The 14,489-nt window shown below is 68.6% G+C and carries 16 protein-coding genes; 3 read left to right on the top strand and 13 right to left on the bottom strand.

The features are described from left to right. Window position 1 precedes the first annotated feature (1 nt). Genes kdpB through kdpF form a run of 3 tightly spaced genes read right to left on the bottom strand, consistent with a single transcriptional unit; the run spans window position 2 to window position 3,948 of the window. Window positions 2–2,137 (bottom strand): potassium-transporting ATPase subunit KdpB, encoded by a 2,136-nt coding sequence (gene kdpB, locus ABD858_RS24675; protein ID WP_345041364.1) that lies wholly within the window; start codon window positions 2,135–2,137, stop codon window positions 2–4. After that, the gene (kdpA, locus tag ABD858_RS24670) at window positions 2,134–3,849 is read right to left on the bottom strand and encodes a potassium-transporting ATPase subunit KdpA (RefSeq protein ID WP_345041361.1); all 1,716 of its coding nucleotides are present in this window, start codon (window positions 3,847–3,849) and stop codon (window positions 2,134–2,136) included. Before kdpA ends, kdpB begins: the two co-directional genes overlap by 4 nt. A gap of 9 nt (window positions 3,850–3,858) precedes the next feature. Then, complete coding sequence (kdpF, locus tag ABD858_RS24665; RefSeq protein ID WP_037701211.1) at window positions 3,859–3,948, bottom strand: K(+)-transporting ATPase subunit F; 90 nt, start codon at window positions 3,946–3,948, stop codon at window positions 3,859–3,861. Window positions 3,949–4,375: 427 nt separating this feature from the next. Here kdpF and ABD858_RS24660 point away from each other — a divergent pair, with 427 nt between their 5' ends. Together ABD858_RS24660 and ABD858_RS24655 are read left to right on the top strand one after the other, a co-directional pair. Then, on the top strand, window positions 4,376–5,044 hold the full coding sequence (locus tag ABD858_RS24660) for a potassium channel family protein (protein WP_345041358.1): 669 nt from the start codon (window positions 4,376–4,378) through the stop codon (window positions 5,042–5,044). Further along, a complete protein-coding gene (locus ABD858_RS24655; protein ID WP_345041356.1) occupies window positions 5,044–5,721 on the top strand; it encodes a potassium channel family protein in 678 nt (225 codons plus the stop codon). Before ABD858_RS24660 ends, ABD858_RS24655 begins: the two co-directional genes overlap by 1 nt. Before the next feature lie 83 nt (window positions 5,722–5,804). On the opposite strand, the gene ABD858_RS24650 is transcribed toward ABD858_RS24655, so the two are convergent. The 6 genes from ABD858_RS24650 to ABD858_RS24625 all read right to left on the bottom strand — a co-directional run bounded on the left by ABD858_RS24650 (window position 5,805) and on the right by ABD858_RS24625 (window position 10,054). Continuing rightward, window positions 5,805–6,548, bottom strand: a complete 744-nt coding sequence (locus tag ABD858_RS24650; RefSeq protein ID WP_345041353.1) for a DUF3159 domain-containing protein — start codon at window positions 6,546–6,548, stop codon at window positions 5,805–5,807. A gap of 3 nt (window positions 6,549–6,551) precedes the next feature. Next, on the bottom strand, window positions 6,552–6,959 hold the full coding sequence (locus tag ABD858_RS24645; protein WP_345041351.1) for an OB-fold nucleic acid binding domain-containing protein: 408 nt from the start codon (window positions 6,957–6,959) through the stop codon (window positions 6,552–6,554). 319 nt (window positions 6,960–7,278) lie between these two features. After that, window positions 7,279–8,001: a response regulator gene (locus ABD858_RS24640; RefSeq protein WP_345041348.1), complete on the bottom strand. Its 723-nt coding sequence runs from the start codon at window positions 7,999–8,001 to the stop codon at window positions 7,279–7,281. Between the two features lie 211 nt (window positions 8,002–8,212). Further along, complete coding sequence (locus ABD858_RS24635) at window positions 8,213–8,998, bottom strand: DUF3710 domain-containing protein (protein WP_345041346.1); 786 nt, start codon at window positions 8,996–8,998, stop codon at window positions 8,213–8,215. Between the two features lies 1 nt (window position 8,999). Then, window positions 9,000–9,512 carry a dUTP diphosphatase gene (gene dut / locus ABD858_RS24630; RefSeq protein ID WP_345041343.1) on the bottom strand — a complete coding sequence of 171 codons (513 nt, stop codon included), beginning with the start codon at window positions 9,510–9,512 and terminating at the stop codon, window positions 9,000–9,002. Beyond that, window positions 9,512–10,054, bottom strand: a complete 543-nt coding sequence (locus ABD858_RS24625; protein WP_345044832.1) for a PaaI family thioesterase — start codon at window positions 10,052–10,054, stop codon at window positions 9,512–9,514. The genes dut and ABD858_RS24625 overlap by 1 nt, the downstream gene beginning before the upstream one ends. Window positions 10,055–10,187: 133 nt before the next feature. On the opposite strand from ABD858_RS24625, the gene ABD858_RS24620 reads away from it, so the two are divergent. Continuing rightward, window positions 10,188–10,634: a DUF3093 domain-containing protein gene (locus ABD858_RS24620; RefSeq protein ID WP_345041341.1), complete on the top strand. Its 447-nt coding sequence runs from the start codon at window positions 10,188–10,190 to the stop codon at window positions 10,632–10,634. 305 nt (window positions 10,635–10,939) lie between these two features. Here ABD858_RS24620 and ABD858_RS24615 read toward each other — a convergent pair whose 3' ends face one another. From ABD858_RS24615 to ABD858_RS24600, 4 genes are all read right to left on the bottom strand, one after another. Then, on the bottom strand, window positions 10,940–11,785 hold the full coding sequence (locus ABD858_RS24615; protein WP_425586245.1) for a hypothetical protein: 846 nt from the start codon (window positions 11,783–11,785) through the stop codon (window positions 10,940–10,942). A 12-nt stretch (window positions 11,786–11,797) separates the two neighbouring features. Then, the gene (locus ABD858_RS24610; protein WP_345041336.1) at window positions 11,798–12,094 is read right to left on the bottom strand and encodes a DUF4193 domain-containing protein; all 297 of its coding nucleotides are present in this window, start codon (window positions 12,092–12,094) and stop codon (window positions 11,798–11,800) included. A gap of 393 nt (window positions 12,095–12,487) precedes the next feature. Further along, the gene (locus ABD858_RS24605; protein WP_345041334.1) at window positions 12,488–13,720 is read right to left on the bottom strand and encodes a sensor histidine kinase; all 1,233 of its coding nucleotides are present in this window, start codon (window positions 13,718–13,720) and stop codon (window positions 12,488–12,490) included. Window positions 13,721–13,726: 6 nt separating this feature from the next. Beyond that, the gene (locus tag ABD858_RS24600) at window positions 13,727–14,380 is read right to left on the bottom strand and encodes a response regulator transcription factor (RefSeq protein WP_345041332.1); all 654 of its coding nucleotides are present in this window, start codon (window positions 14,378–14,380) and stop codon (window positions 13,727–13,729) included. Window positions 14,381–14,489: the final 109 nt, after the last annotated feature.

Below are 14,489 nucleotides of genomic sequence, written 5' to 3'. Positions count from 1 at the left end.
GTCACCCGATGCCTGGAATGAGGGAGATGAGCAGGTCGATGATCTTGATGCCGATGAACGGGGCGATCAGGCCGCCCAGGCCGTAGACGGCGAGGTTGCGGCGCAGCATCCGGTCCGCGCTCATCGGCTTGTACTGCACGCCCTTCAGGGCGAGCGGCACCAACGCGATGATGATCAGCGCGTTGAAGATCACCGCGGAGAGGATCGCGGACTCCGGTGAGGCCAGGCCCATGATGTTGAGCTTGTCCAGGCCCGGGTAGGCGACCGCGAACATCGCGGGGATGATCGCGAAGTACTTCGCCACGTCGTTGGCGATGGAGAAGGTGGTCAGCGCGCCCCGGGTGATGAGCAGCTGCTTGCCGATCTCCACGATCTCGATGAGCTTGGTCGGGTTGGAGTCCAGGTCCACCATGTTCCCGGCCTCCTTGGCGGCCGAGGTGCCGGTGTTCATGGCCACACCGACGTCCGCCTGCGCGAGTGCCGGGGCGTCGTTGGTGCCGTCGCCCGTCATCGCGACGAGCTTGCCCCCGGCCTGCTCCCGTTTGATGAGGGCCATCTTGTCCTCGGGGGTGGCCTCGGCGAGGAAGTCGTCGACGCCGGCCTCCTCGGCGATGGCCCTGGCGGTCAGCGGGTTGTCACCCGTGATCATGACCGTCCTGATGCCCATATGGCGCAGGGCGTCGAACCGCTCCCGCATACCGTCCTTGACGACGTCCTTGAGGTGGATGACGCCCAGGACGCGGGCGCCCCCGCCGTCCTCGGCGGCGACCAGCAGCGGCGTACCACCCGCCTCGGAGATCCGGTCTGCGATGGCGTCGGCATCCTCGGCGACCGTGCCGCCGCGTTCCTCGACCCAGGCGATGACCGAGGCGGTCGCACCCTTGCGGATTCTGTGACCGTCGAGGTCCACACCCGACATGCGGGTCTGGGCGGTGAAAGGCACCCACTCGGCGTGGCTCAGCTCGCCCTGATGCCGCTCGCGCAGTCCGTACTTCTCCTTGGCCAGGACGACGACCGAGCGGCCCTCCGGGGTCTCGTCGGCCAGCGAGGAGAGCTGCGCGGCATCCGCCAGCTCGGCTGCGGTGGTGCCCTTGACCGGGACGAATTCGGCGGCCTGGCGGTTGCCGAGGGTGATGGTGCCGGTCTTGTCGAGCAGCAGCGTCGACACATCGCCCGCCGCCTCGACCGCGCGCCCCGACATCGCGAGCACATTGCGCTGCACCAGGCGGTCCATGCCCGCGATGCCGATCGCGGAGAGCAGCGCGCCGATCGTGGTCGGGATCAGGCAGACCAGCAGCGCTACCAGCACGACCATCGTCTGTTCGGCGCCCGCGTAGGCCGCGAAGGGCTGCAGCGTCACGACCGCGAGCAGGAAGACGATCGTCAGAGACGCGAGCAGGATGTTGAGCGCGATCTCATTGGGCGTCTTCTGACGGGCGGCGCCCTCGACCAGGCTGATCATCCGGTCGATGAAGGTCTCGCCCGGCTTCGTCGTGATCTTGATGACGATCCGGTCGGACAGCACCTTGGTGCCGCCGGTGACCGCGGACCGGTCGCCGCCGGACTCCCGGATGACCGGGGCCGACTCGCCGGTGATCGCGGACTCGTCGACCGAGGCGACACCCTCGATGACATCGCCGTCGCCGGGGATGATGTCGTCGGCCTCGCAGACAACGTGGTCACCGATACGCAGATCGGTGCCCGGCACCCGCTCCTCGGACTTGCCGTCCGCGGTCAGGCGGCGGGCGACGGTGTCGGTCTTGGCCTTGCGCAGGGTGTCGGCCTGGGCCTTGCCGCGCCCCTCGGCGACGGCCTCCGCCAGGTTGGCGAAGACGACCGTCAGCCACAGCCAGGCGGTGATGGCCCAGCCGAACCAGTCATCGGGGTTGGTGACGGCGAAGAGCGTGGTCAGTACGGAGCCGATCTCGACCACGAACATCACCGGGGACTTGGCCATCACCCGGGGGTCGAGCTTGTACAAGGCGTCCGGCAGCGACTTGATCAGCTGCTTCGGGTCGAACAGGCCCGCGCCGACGCGCCCGGTCTCCGGCTTGTGCCCGGTCGGGATGTCCTGGTGGGGTGCCCGGGTCGGGGTGGCGGTGGACATGGAGTCCTCGTGCTTCAGGTTGGCGGTCATGACAGTCCCTCCGCCAGCGGGCCGAGGGCCAGTGCCGGGAAGTACGTAAGACCGGTGACGATGATGATCGTGCCGACCAGCAGGCCGGTGAACAGCGGTTTCTCGGTGCGCAGCGTGCCCGCGGTCGCGGGGACCGGCTGCTGCTCGGCGAGCGAGCCGGCCAGCGCCAGGACGAAGACCATCGGGACGAACCGACCGAGCAGCATCGCCAGGCCGAGGGTGGTGTTGAACCACAGCGTGTCCGCGTTCAGCCCCGCGAAGGCCGAGCCGTTGTTGTTGGCGGCCGAGGTGTAGGCGTAGAGGATCTCGGAGAAGCCGTGCGCGCCGGAGTTCGTCATGGAGTGCACAGGGGTCGGCAGCGTCATCGCCGCGGCGGTGAAGCACAGCACCAGCGCCGGGGTGATGAGGATGTAACAGGCGGCGAGCTTGATCTGCCGGGTACCGAGCTTCTTGCCGAGGTATTCGGGCGTACGGCCCACCATCAGGCCGGCGATGAACACCGCGATGATCGCCATGATCAGGATGCCGTACAGGCCGGACCCGACGCCGCCGGGCGCGATCTCGCCCAGCATCATGCCGAGCATCGTGATTCCGCCGCCCAGACCGGTGAAGGAGGAGTGGAACGCGTCCACCGCGCCCGTCGACGTGAGCGTGGTCGACACGGCGAAGATCGACGAGGCCCCGATGCCGAACCGGGTCTCCTTGCCCTCCATCGCGCCGCCGGCGATCTGGAAGGCCGGGCCGTGGTGCGCGAACTCGGTCCACCACATCAGCAGCACGAAGCCGACCCAGATGGTCACCATCGTCGCCAGGATCGCGTAGCCCTGCTTGAGGGAGCCGACCATCCTGCCGAAGGTGCGGGTCATGGCGAACGGGATCAGCAGGATCAGGAAGATCTCGAAGAGGTTCGAGAACGCGTTGGGGTTCTCGAAGGGGTGGGCGGCGTTCGCGTTGAAGTAACCGCCGCCGTTGGTGCCCAGCTCCTTGATGACCTCCTGCGAGGCCACCGCGCCGCCGTTCCACTGCTGCGAGCCGCCCATGCTGTGCTCATTCAAGAACTGGCCGACCTCGTGGATCCCGGAGAAGTTCTGGATGACACCGCACGCGACCAGCACGATCGCGCCGATCACCGAGATCGGCAGCAGGATACGCACCGTGCCGCGCACCAGGTCGGCCCAGAAGTTGCCCAGCTCACCGGTACGGATGGGGGTCCCCCCTGCTCGAGCGGAGCCGAGAGCTCGGGGGAGGGCGAAACCGCGCACCAAGGCCACCGCGACGGCCATGCCGACGGCCGCGGAGACGAAGTTCTGCACCGCCAGGCCACCGGTCTGCACGACATGGCCCATGGCCTGCTCGCCGGAGTACGACTGCCAGTTGGTGTTCGTCACAAACGAAACGGCGGTGTTGAACGCCTGGTCCGGGGCGATGGAGGCGAAGCCCAGCGAACCGGGCAGGTATCCCTGGAGCCGCTGCAGCAGGTACAGGAACAGCACGCTCACCGCCGAGAAGGCCAGCACACTGCGCAGGTAGGCGGGCCAGCGCATTTCGACGGCGGGGTCGGCGCCGATGGCCCTGTAGATCCACCGCTCCACGCGCAGATGTCTCGTGGAGCCGTAGACTCCGGCCATGTAGTCGCCGAGCGGACGGTATGCCAGCGCCAGCGCGGCGATCAGCGCGAGCAGCTGGAGCACACCAGCAACGAAGGGGCTCATGATGTGTGCTCAGAACCTCTCCGGGTACAGGAGGGCGAGGACGAGATAGCCCAGCAGGGCGACGGCCACGATCAGGCCGACGATGTTCTCGGCAGTCACAGCTTCGCCACCCCCCTGGCGATGAGAGCCACCAGCGCGAACGCCGCGATCATGGTGACGACGAAGGCCACGTCGGCCATCGTGAGCTCCTGAAAGATGCTCGGAGTTGTTCGGACCCCTCCAGCAAACGTCCGTTTCGAGCGCCCTCGACCGCCCTTGATGGAGCTCTTACGACCGTGGGTACCGCATTGACGGCATTCTTACGCCCGCACCCGCCGCCCGCCCGTCCGATGCGCCACTCGGTCGATCAGGCCTCCGGACTTGCCGATACCGTGGACCCGAGCACGGACAAGGGCAGCATCCGGCATGCCTGAGCGGTTCGGGCCGGGAACTACCCGCGGCGTGTTGCAAGGCGGGACGGGAAGAAGGATATGAGCAGGGCATTTATGCAGGTCACAAGGCCTTCGAGGAGTGCGGGGTAAGACCGATGCATATCGTCATCATGGGTTGCGGGCGAGTGGGAGCCGCTCTTGCGCAGACCCTGGAGCAGCAGGGGCACACGGTCGCCGTGATCGACCAGGACCCCACGGCCTTCCGCCGCCTGGGCTCGGGGTTCGGTGGCCGCCGGGTCACCGGAGTCGGGTTCGACCAGGACACCCTGCGTGAGGCGGGGATCGAGGAGGCCGGGGCGTTCGCCGCGGTGAGCAGCGGTGACAATTCCAACATCATCGCCGCCCGGGTGGCCCGCGAGATGTTCGGCATCGAGAACGTCGCTGCTCGTATCTACGACCCCCGGCGCGCCGAGGTCTACCAGCGTCTGGGCATCCCCACCGTGGCCACCGTCCGCTGGACCGCCGACCAGATGCTGCGACGGCTGTTGCCGTCCGGAGCCGAGCCGCTGTGGCGCGACCCCAGCGGCGGGGTGCAGCTCGCGGAGGTGCACACCTCGCCGGCGTGGATCGGCCGGAAGATCAGCGAGCTGCAGGAGGAGACGGGCGTCCGCGTCGCGTTCCTCACCCGTCTGGGCGAAGCGATCATTCCGAGCTCGCAGACGGTGCTGCAGGAGGGTGATCTGGTGCACGTCATGATGCGCACCGACGAGATCGAGACGGTCGAGGCCGCCTTCGCCCACGGCCCCGAAGGGAATGGTCACTGATGAGGGTCGCCATTGCCGGAGCCGGCGCGGTGGGCCGTTCCATCGCGGGCGAGCTGCTGGAGAACGGGCACGAAGTGCTCCTGATCGACAAGGCGCCGACCGCCATCTCGGTGGAGCGGGTGCCGCAGGCCGAGTGGCTGCTGGCCGACGCATGCGAGATCACCTCGCTGGACGAGGCCGCGCTGCAGCGCTGCAACGTCGTGATCGCGGCGACCGGTGACGACAAGGTGAACCTGGTCGTCTCGCTGCTCGCCAAGACCGAGTACGCGGTGCCGCGCGTCGTCGCCCGGGTCAACAACCCGAAGAACGAATGGCTCTTCAATGAGTCCTGGGGCGTCGATGTCGCCGTGTCCACGCCGCGCCTGATGTCCGCGCTGGTGGAAGAGGCGGTGAGCGTCGGCGACCTGGTTCGGCTGCTGCGCTTCAGCCACGGTGACGCCAACCTCGTGGAGCTGACGCTGCCGCCGGAGTCGGCGGTGGCGGGCACCCGGGTCGGCGACGTGGCGTGGCCGGAGGACACCTCGCTGGTCACGATCATCCGAGGCAACCGGGTGCTGACGCCGAACCAGGAGGAGACCCTGGAGGCCGGCGACGAGCTGCTGTTCGTGGCCGCGCAGGCGCGGGAGGAGCAGCTGGAGGATCTGCTGTCGGTGACCCGCGAGGGCAACGGGGGCTGACGCCCGCACACATCCGTGCCGACGACAAGGGGCCCGGGGAACCGTCACGGTTCCCCGGGCCCCTTGTCGTCGTCGGGCGCCGGTCAGACGTCGGACCGGCCGGCCGCGGCGGCCTTACGGGCCTTCTCCGCGGCCTCCTCCGCCTCCATCTCCGCGAACACATCGATCGGCGGCGGCGCCTTGGCCAGGAAGATCCAGGTCAGATAGACGGCCAGCAGGAACGGCGGGATCTTCAGAATGACCAGCACCCAGCCGAGCTGCGCGAAGTCGGCCCACCAGTACAGCGGGAAGAGGATCGCGCACTTGCCCAGCAGGATCAGACCCCAGGCCCAGCTGGCCTTGGCATAGGCCGTCTTGCGGCCCGGGTTCCGGGTACGCCAGGAGAGATTCTCCTTGAATACCGGGCCCAGGATCAGTCCGATCAGCGGGACACCGCACAGCGTCGTGACGATGTAGGCGACCGCGAGGCCCAGCGTGTAGAGCATGCCGGGCAGATAGAAGTCCTTGGCGTTGCCCGTCATCATCGCGAAGACGACACCGAAGGCGACACCGAAGACCCCGCTGAAGGCGTGCTTGACGGTGTCCTTGCGGAGGAGCCGTACGACGACGCACACCAGAGACACGGCCAGGGCCGCGATCGCCGAGAAGTGCAGATTCTTGTTGATCGTGTAGATCGTGACGAAGAGCAGGCCGGGGAGAACGGTCTCCACCATCCCCCGCAGGCCACCGAAGGCCTCGAAGAGGGCGGCCTCGGTGATGGCTTTGCTGTCGTCACCGGCCTGGTCGGGCGAGGTTGTCTCGGTGGTCGGCTTGTCGAGGGACGTCACCGGCTACTCCTGTCCGATCGGTCGGAGCTCGTATTTGGGATTGAACAGCACTCTGCGGCCGTGGCTCATGGAAATCCGGCCGGAGGCGATCAACTTCCGGCCCGGTTCTATACCCACGATCTGGCGCCGGCCCAGCCAGACCACGTCCAGCGGTGCCGTGCCGTCGTAGAGCTCGGCCTCAAGTGCGGGCACGCCGGCCCGCGGGCGCAGCGTGACCGTCCGCAAGGTACCAGTCACCTTGACGATCTCGCGGTCGTGACAGTCCGAGATGGGAGTGCACCCCGTGGCCTGTGTGTCCTCCTGCAGCTCCGCGGAGTGCAGATCCTCCTGGGAGCTGGACAGCCGGTCGAGCATCCGCCGGAACCGCCCTGTCGGCTTCTGGGACTTCTCGGGGCGGGATTCAGCACTCATACAGGAAGCGTACCGGGGAGCTGAACTCCCCTTCACCGTTGATCACATCTCGAAGCGGCACCCCTGCTCGGCTCAGCTCGAAGCGGTGACCCATGCCCGGCTCGGCGTTCGAAGCGGTAACCCACAACCGGCTCCGCGATACAGCACCACCCGGGAGACACTGCATCCGACAGCGGCTGCGCCGCAGGCCGGACCCCCGGCAGACCCGGCTCGGCGTTCGAAGCGGTAACCCACAACCGGCTCCGCGATACAGCACCACCCGGGAGACACTGCATCCGACAGCGGCTGCGCCGCAGGCCGGACCCCCGGCAGACCCGGCTCAGCGTTCGAAGCGGTAACCCATGCCCGGCTCCGTGATGAAGTGGCGGGGGTGCGACGGGTCGGATTCCAGCTTGCGGCGCAGCTGGGCCATGTAGACGCGCAGGTAGTTCGTCTCAGTGCCGTACGAGGGGCCCCACACCTCCTGCAGCAGCTGCTTTTGGCTCACCAGGCGCCCGCTGTTGCGCACCAGGACCTCCAGCAGATGCCATTCGGTGGGGGTCAGGCGTATGTCCTTGCCGCCCCGGTTGGCCTTCTTCGCGGCCAGGTCGACGGTGAAGTCCGCCGTATCCACGAGGGCGACGCCGTCGCCCTCCTCCGGGACCGCCGTCGGCTCGGCGCGGCGGACGGCGGCGCGCAGCCGGGCCAGCAGTTCGTCCATGCCGAAGGGCTTGGTGACGTAGTCGTCTGCGCCCGCGTCCAGGGCCTCGACCTTCTCGTCGGAGGAGTGGCGGGCGGAGAGCACCAGGATCGGCACCCTGGTCCAGCCGCGCAGGCCCTTGATCACTTCGACGCCGTCCATGTCCGGCAGGCCGAGGTCGAGGACGATCACATCGGGGTGCCGGGCGGCGGCGAGTTCCAGCGCGGTGGCGCCGTCCGAGGCCGCGTCCACCTCGTACTTGCGCGCCTTCAGGTTGATCACGAGGGCGCGTACGATCTGCGGCTCGTCGTCGACCACGAGCACCCTGGGGGTCCGGGGACGTCCCCCGGATGAGCGCAGCATGGGTCCTGCCTTTCCTGGACGTGGGTTCGAGGCGTACCCATTGTGCTCCGAGGCCGATTGGGTACGCCTGATAGACCCTATGGCCAGGACATTCCGGTGGAACGGCCCGGAAGCGGAATCGGTGAAGGTATTGACGGGACTCTGACGCGCATACGCCGATGGGCCGCGCTCCCGCTGGGGAGTACGGCCCATCGAAGACATGGCTGAACGGTCAGCGCACCTCGGTGATCTCGGGGCCGCGCTGGAGCTGACCCATGCCGCCGGAGAAGCGCGAGTTCTCCTGGGCCTCCTGCTGGACGCCCTCGGGCACCATCTGGGCATCGTTGGGCAGCTTGAGGACGATCGGGTCGCGCGGGGCCATCGGGGCCTCGCCACGGACCACCACGGTGTCCCGGAAGATCGTCTCCAGCACCCCCGCGGCCTGCGGCTGCACCGCGCCCTGCCCGGAGATCACACCGCGCAGGAACCAGCGGGGGCCGTCCACACCCACGAAACGCACCATCTGCACGCCGTTGGTGCCGTCCGGCAGCTGTACCGGAACCTGGGCGCGCAGCTCCCAGCCGAGCGGACCCTCGATCTCGTCCACCACACCGCCCTGCTGGGTGATGCCGGACGCGATCTCCTCACGCACCTCGCCCCAGATGCCCTCCTTCTTGGGCGCGGCGAAGCCCTGGAGCTGTACGGCGCTGTCGTGCAGCACGACCGTGGCGGCGACGATCGCGTCACCCGCGACCTCGACGCGCAGCTCCATGCCCTCGACTCCGGGCACGAAGAGACCACCCAGGTCCACCCGGCCCTCGTCGGGCGCGGAGACCTCGGAGACGTCCCACGGGCCGTCCGGCCGGGGGGCCGGCGGCAGGCTCGCCCTGCGCTGCTGCCCGGTGTCCGCCGCGGTGTCCGCGGTGTCGTTGTCGTCCGCCTCGACGCCGTCGACGACCTGCTCGGCCTCGCGCGGTGTCTCCTGAGCGGAACCGCTCTTCTTGCGACGTCCGAACACGTCACTGTCCTTCCCGGTCGGATACGGCCGAAGCGTATCGATTCCCACCCTGTGTGCCGTCCACGGCGGCATGGCCGCCGGTGGACCCGAAGCCCCCCTCGGCCCGCGCCGAGCCGGGAAGCTCCGCTACCTCGTGGAAGCGCACCTTCTCGACCTGCTGGACGACCAGTTGAGCAATCCGGTCGAACCGCTCGAACCGCACGCTCTCGCGCGGGTCGAGATTGACCACGATCACCTTGATCTCTCCACGGTACCCGGCATCCACCGTCCCTGGGGCATTCACCAGTGCGACACCGCAGCGGGCCGCGAGTCCGGAGCGCGGATGCACGAAGGCCGCGTAGCCGTCCGGCAGCGCGATGGACACCCCGGTGGGCAGCACCGCCCGCTCTCCGGGAGCGAGCTCGGCCGCCTCGGTGGTGACCAGGTCGGCACCGGCGTCGCCCGGGTGCCCGTAGGACGGGATCGGCACCTCGGGGTCGACGCGGCGGATGAGGACGTCCACGGGAGTACGCATCAGGGGTTCACCTCGAATGCGCGGGCGCGCTTGATCTGGTCGGGGTCGGCCATCACCGCACGGATCTCGTCCGGACGGCCGTTCTCGATGAAGTGGTCGACCTTGACCTCTATGAAGAGGGCGTCGGCGCGGACCGCGACAGGCCCTTCGGGGCCACCGATCCGTCCGATCGCGGTGGAGTAGATCTTGCGGTGGTGCACGGCGGTGACCTCGGCCTCCAGATACAGCACCGAGTCAACCGGAACCGGCCGCACGAAGTCGGTCTCGAGCCGACCGGTCACCGCGATCACCCGCAGCAGCCAGTTCAGCGAGCCGAGCGTCTCGTCGAGGGCCGTGGCGAGCACACCGCCGTGTGCCAGGCCGGGCGCGCCCTGGTGGGCAGGCCGGACGGTGAACTCGGCGGTGACCCGGACGCCCTCAGCGGCCCGCGCCTCCAGGTGCAGCCCGTGGGGCTGGGACCCGCCGCAGCCGAAACACTGGTCGTAGTGCGCACCGAGCAGTTCCCCGGGCGCCGGGGCGTCGGGGTGCCGCACCGGCGCCACGGCGTGGGCAGGGGGAATCAGAACCGCAGATCGCGGGGGTCCGGGGGTCGCTCCGCGGACAGGCACAGTACTCACAGCCGCAGACCTTACCCGCGCGGCTACCCACCGGTCGCGTCGTGCCAAGCTTGACTTCATGCAGCCTTACGAAGAACGCCTGACCGCACCTCGTTCCTGGTGGGTCATCGCGGCCCTGCTGGGGATCTCCGGCGGTCTGATCACCCTGCCACTGGGCCCCGTACCCATGCTCGGCGGACTGGTCGGCGCGCTGGTGGTGGCGGGTGTGGCGGTCAGTTCGTACGGCTCCGCGCGCATCCGCGTGGTGGCGGACTCGCTGGTGGTCGGCAAGGCCCGGATCCCGGTGTCGGCGCTCGGCGCGGTCGAGGTGCTGAACGAGGAGGAGGCGCGCGCCTGGCGGTCGTACAAGGCCGATCCGCGGGCCTTCATGCTGTTGCGCAGCTACATCCCCACGGCTCTGCGGGTGGAGGTCACGGACCCGGCCGATCCGACGCCGTACGTCTACGTGTCGACGCGGAACCCGGAGGAGCTGGCCGCGGCGCTGGAATCGGTACGCGTCGCGTAGGGCCTGTCCGGCCGACTCAGGGCCTGTCCGGTCGATCAGGCCGGATCAGCGAACGCCCGCTGCGCAGCGGCTGGTGTCTCGTGGTGCCGTGCATCGCAAGGCGGAAGAGGGCCCGCCCGCGGAGCGGCTGATGTCAACGCATGCGGTTGGGGGCACCCCCGGGGGCACAGGGGCACCCCAGGGGTAGCTGGGGGAGGTAGCTGGGGGACATCGGCGACCGACGACAACGCCGCGAGGCGCGGTGCCTGGGGGCACCTCTGGGGGTGCGTCGCGAGCCCGGCATGATCGGCCGGACAGCCCAGGGCCTAGTACTCCAGTTCCTCGGCCGGCGGCGACGACGCGTTCGGCAGCGCGTCCCACGGAATCTGGCGCTTTCGCAGGTCCTTGCGGATGCGTGCGGCGAGTTTCCTGGTGTCGCGGCGGTTCATCACGGCGCCGACGGCCGCTCCGATCAGGAACGGGATCAGGTTCGGCAGATTGCGGACCATGCGCTTGGTGATCTGGTGCCGCAGCTCGCGTTTCATCTGGCCGCCGAGCGCGACGTTCACGGTCTCCGGTTTGGTCACGTCGATACCGCGTTCCTCGGTCCAGGAACGCACATAGGCCAGCGAGCGCTCCGTCAGGCCACCCTGCGGCCTCAGGCCGTACACCTCGTGCAGCTCCGCCACGAGCTTCAGCTCGATCAGGGCGACGCCGACGATTTCGGTGGCGAGCTCGGCCGCCAGCACGGGTGGTGTGGGCAGCATGGCTGCGGCTCCGATGCTCGCCCCCACGGTGGACGTGCCTCTGGCCGCGCCCACGATCAGTTTGTCGGCGATCTCCTCGGGGCCCAGACCCGGGAACTGCGCGCGCAGCGCCGCGAGGTCGCGCACACGCACACGTGGAGCCGCCTCGATGATCCGGTCGGCGATGGCTGCGATCAGGGCTTTCGTGCTCTCCCTGCCCTTGCGTGCGACCAGCACGAAAGCCCCGAGCGAGGCCGGACGGCCTCGCCGGTCGTCACGCTCACCGGGAGCAGTACTCGCCGTGGGGAGGGCGGACGGCTCGGAGGGCGTCGTAACGCCCTCTGTCCGGCCCGTACCGCCCTGGAACACCCCCGCGGCTCGCTTCCCGTGAAAGAGCCGCTTCCGAGGCGGTGTCGCGCCTGCCACGGCCGGCCCTGCCTAGTCGCAGTCGCGGCAGATCGGCTGACCGTTCTTCTCGCGGGCCAGCTGGCTGCGGTGGTGGACCAGGAAGCAGCTCATGCAGGTGAACTCGTCCGCCTGCTTCGGCAGCACCCGGACGGCCAGCTCCTCGTTCGAGAGGTCCGCACCGGGCAGCTCCAGGCCCTCGGCGGCCTCGAACTCGTCGACGTCCACGGCCGACGACGACTTCTCGTTCCGCCGGGACTTCAGTTCCTCAATGCTGTCCTCGTTGAGGTCGTCATCGGTCTTGCGTGGGGTGTCGTAATCCGTTGCCATGTCGCTCTCCCCCTCCTGGGTGTCTGCGGTGTCTCAGCGCAGGTAACGCGTGAGAGGCCGGACTTGTGCCCGACCCGAGGCGGAGATTTTGCCTCACATCAAGGTCTGTTACTCAATCGACACCCAACCGGACTCCTCATGGAGGAAACGGGTTGAGTGGCGAACGGGACCGTACACGGCCCGCATGTCGCTCTTCATAGGCACCCCTCCGTGTACTTCCCGTGATGACACCCCCTGAAAACCCGGACTTTCCCGGCTTTCCAGCGGGATGACGATCACGGAGAGTGGATAGCAGGAAATGCGCTTCTGTGATCGATCACACACGAAGTCACCGGGACCAGGTCCCGAAAATTCCGCGCAAAGCGAACATTCGGTCGGGGTGCGAGGTGCTTCTCAGGCCGGCAAGGTGACGCGCATCACCAGGCCGCCACCTTCGCGGGGTTCAGCGATAATACGCCCGCCATGGGCCCTCGCGACGGATCGCACGATGGACAGGCCGAGGCCGACGCCCTTGTCACTGCCCGTCCGCTCGGTGCGCAGACGCCGGAACGGCTCGAAGATGTTGTCGATCTCGTACGCCGGGACGACAGGGCCCGTGTTCGAGACCACCAGCACCGCCTGGCCCTGCTGAAGCTCGGTGGTGACCTCCACCCAGCCGTCCTCGGGAACGTTGTAGCGAACGGCGTTCTGCACCAGGTTGAGGGCGATCCGCTCCAGGAGCACACCATTGCCCCGGATCACGACGGGCGCCCGCCTGCCCCGGAACTGCACGCCCTTCGCCTCGGCCTCGCCTCTCGCCTGGTCGATGGCACGGGTGGCGACCTCGGCCAGATCGACGGGCTTGCGGTCGACGATCTCGTTCTCGCTGCGGGCGAGCAGCAAGAGGCCCTCCACCAGCTGCTCGCTGCGCTCATTGGTGGCCAGCAGGGTCTTGCCGAGCTGCTGGAGTTCGACGGGCGCGGCCGGGTCCGAGAGCTGGACCTCCAGCAGGGTGCGGTTGATCGCGAGCGGGGTACGCAACTCGTGCGAGGCGTTCGCGACGAACCGCTGCTGGGCGGTGAAGGCGCGCTCCAGCCGGTCCAGCATCTCGTCGAAGGTGTCCGCCAGCTCCTTGAACTCGTCGTCCGGCCCTTCGAGCTCGATGCGCCGGGACAGGTCCGTGCTCACCACGGTGCGAGCGGTGCGGGTGATCCGGCCCAGCGGGGAGAGCACCCGGCCGGCCATGCCGTAGCCGAAGGCGAAGGCGATGATGCTGAGGCCGACGAGGGCGAAGAGGGAGCGGGTCAGGAGGTTGTCGAGGGCCTGCTGGCGCTGGTGGTTCACGCAGATGTTCAGCGCCGCGTTGAACTCGTCGGGGGAGGCCTGCGCGGGCAGGCGGCAGACCTTGCTCGACACCGTGCCCGTGACGAGCTCGAAGGGGAGCTTGCTGCCGACGTTCAGGGCCTCCGCCGCCAGCAGATAGATGAACGACAGCAGCAGGATGCCCGCGATCAGGAACATCCCGCCGTACAGCAGGGTGAGCCGTATCCGGATGGTCGGCCGCAGCCAGGGGCGCTGATGCTCCTGCGGTCTCGGGGCCCAGGTCGGTTTCGGGGGCGCCGACGGGGGCGCGGGTGTGGTCGCCATCAGGTATCAGATCCGGTAGCCGGAGCCGGGCACGGTGACGATCACCGGGGGCTCACCGAGCTTGCGGCGCAGGGTCATCACCGTGACGCGTACGACATTGGTGAACGGGTCGGTGTTCTCGTCCCAGGCTTTCTCCAGCAGCTGCTCGGCCGAGACCACCGCGCCCTCGCTGCGCATCAGCACCTCCAGCACCGCGAACTCCTTCGGGGCCAGCTGGACCTCCTTGCCGTCTCGGAACACCTCGCGGCGGTTCGGGTCGAGCTTGATCCCTGCGCGCTCCAGCACGGGCGGCAGCGGCACGGTCGTACGCCGCCCCAGGGCCCGTACACGCGCGATCAGCTCGCTGAACGCGAACGGCTTGGGCAGGTAGTCGTCGGCGCCCAGCTCCAGGCCCTCCACGCGGTCGCTGACATCACCCGCGGCGGTGAGCATCAGCACGCGGGTCGTCATGCCCAGCTCGACGATCTTGCGGCAGACGTCGTCGCCATGGACCAGCGGGAGGTCGCGGTCGAGCACGACGACGTCGTAGTCGTTGACGCCGATACGTTCCAGGGCGGCCTCGCCGTCGTACACGACGTCGACGGCCATGGCCTCCCGGCGCAGTCCGGTGGCCACCGCATCGGCGAGCAGCTGCTCGTCCTCGACGACGAGTACGCGCACGGCGCTGTTCCTTCCTGTCAGCCCATGATCAGGGCGAGTTGTAGCACTGACTGTGCGCTTCCATCCTGCCTCCACTTTGCGTAAACCGGCTGTAAGCCGATGCGGTGCG

Origin of the sequence: Streptomyces sannanensis (assembly GCF_039536205.1) — a bacterium.
Taxonomy (GTDB): domain Bacteria; phylum Actinomycetota; class Actinomycetes; order Streptomycetales; family Streptomycetaceae; genus Streptomyces; species Streptomyces sannanensis.
The sequence above is the reverse complement of the archived record's forward strand: the minus strand, read 5'-3'. Positions and strand labels throughout refer to the sequence as shown.

Excerpts from the sequence above, each read along its gene's own strand:
- ABD858_RS24640 (WP_345041348.1), bottom strand. The coding sequence starts at position 8,001 with ATGCTGCGCTCATCCGGGGGACGTCCCCGGACCCCCAGGGTGCTCGTG.
- ABD858_RS24620 (WP_345041341.1), top strand. The coding sequence starts at position 10,188 with ATGCAGCCTTACGAAGAACGCCTGACCGCACCTCGTTCCTGGTGGGTC.
- ABD858_RS24610 (WP_345041336.1), bottom strand. The coding sequence starts at position 12,094 with ATGGCAACGGATTACGACACCCCACGCAAGACCGATGACGACCTCAAC.
- kdpB (WP_345041364.1), bottom strand. The coding sequence starts at position 2,137 with ATGACCGCCAACCTGAAGCACGAGGACTCCATGTCCACCGCCACCCCG.
- dut (WP_345041343.1), bottom strand. The coding sequence starts at position 9,512 with ATGCGTACTCCCGTGGACGTCCTCATCCGCCGCGTCGACCCCGAGGTG.
- kdpA (WP_345041361.1), bottom strand. The coding sequence starts at position 3,849 with ATGAGCCCCTTCGTTGCTGGTGTGCTCCAGCTGCTCGCGCTGATCGCC.
- ABD858_RS24660 (WP_345041358.1), top strand. The coding sequence starts at position 4,376 with ATGCATATCGTCATCATGGGTTGCGGGCGAGTGGGAGCCGCTCTTGCG.
- ABD858_RS24655 (WP_345041356.1), top strand. The coding sequence starts at position 5,044 with ATGAGGGTCGCCATTGCCGGAGCCGGCGCGGTGGGCCGTTCCATCGCG.
- ABD858_RS24605 (WP_345041334.1), bottom strand. The coding sequence starts at position 13,720 with ATGGCGACCACACCCGCGCCCCCGTCGGCGCCCCCGAAACCGACCTGG.
- ABD858_RS24645 (WP_345041351.1), bottom strand. The coding sequence starts at position 6,959 with ATGAGTGCTGAATCCCGCCCCGAGAAGTCCCAGAAGCCGACAGGGCGG.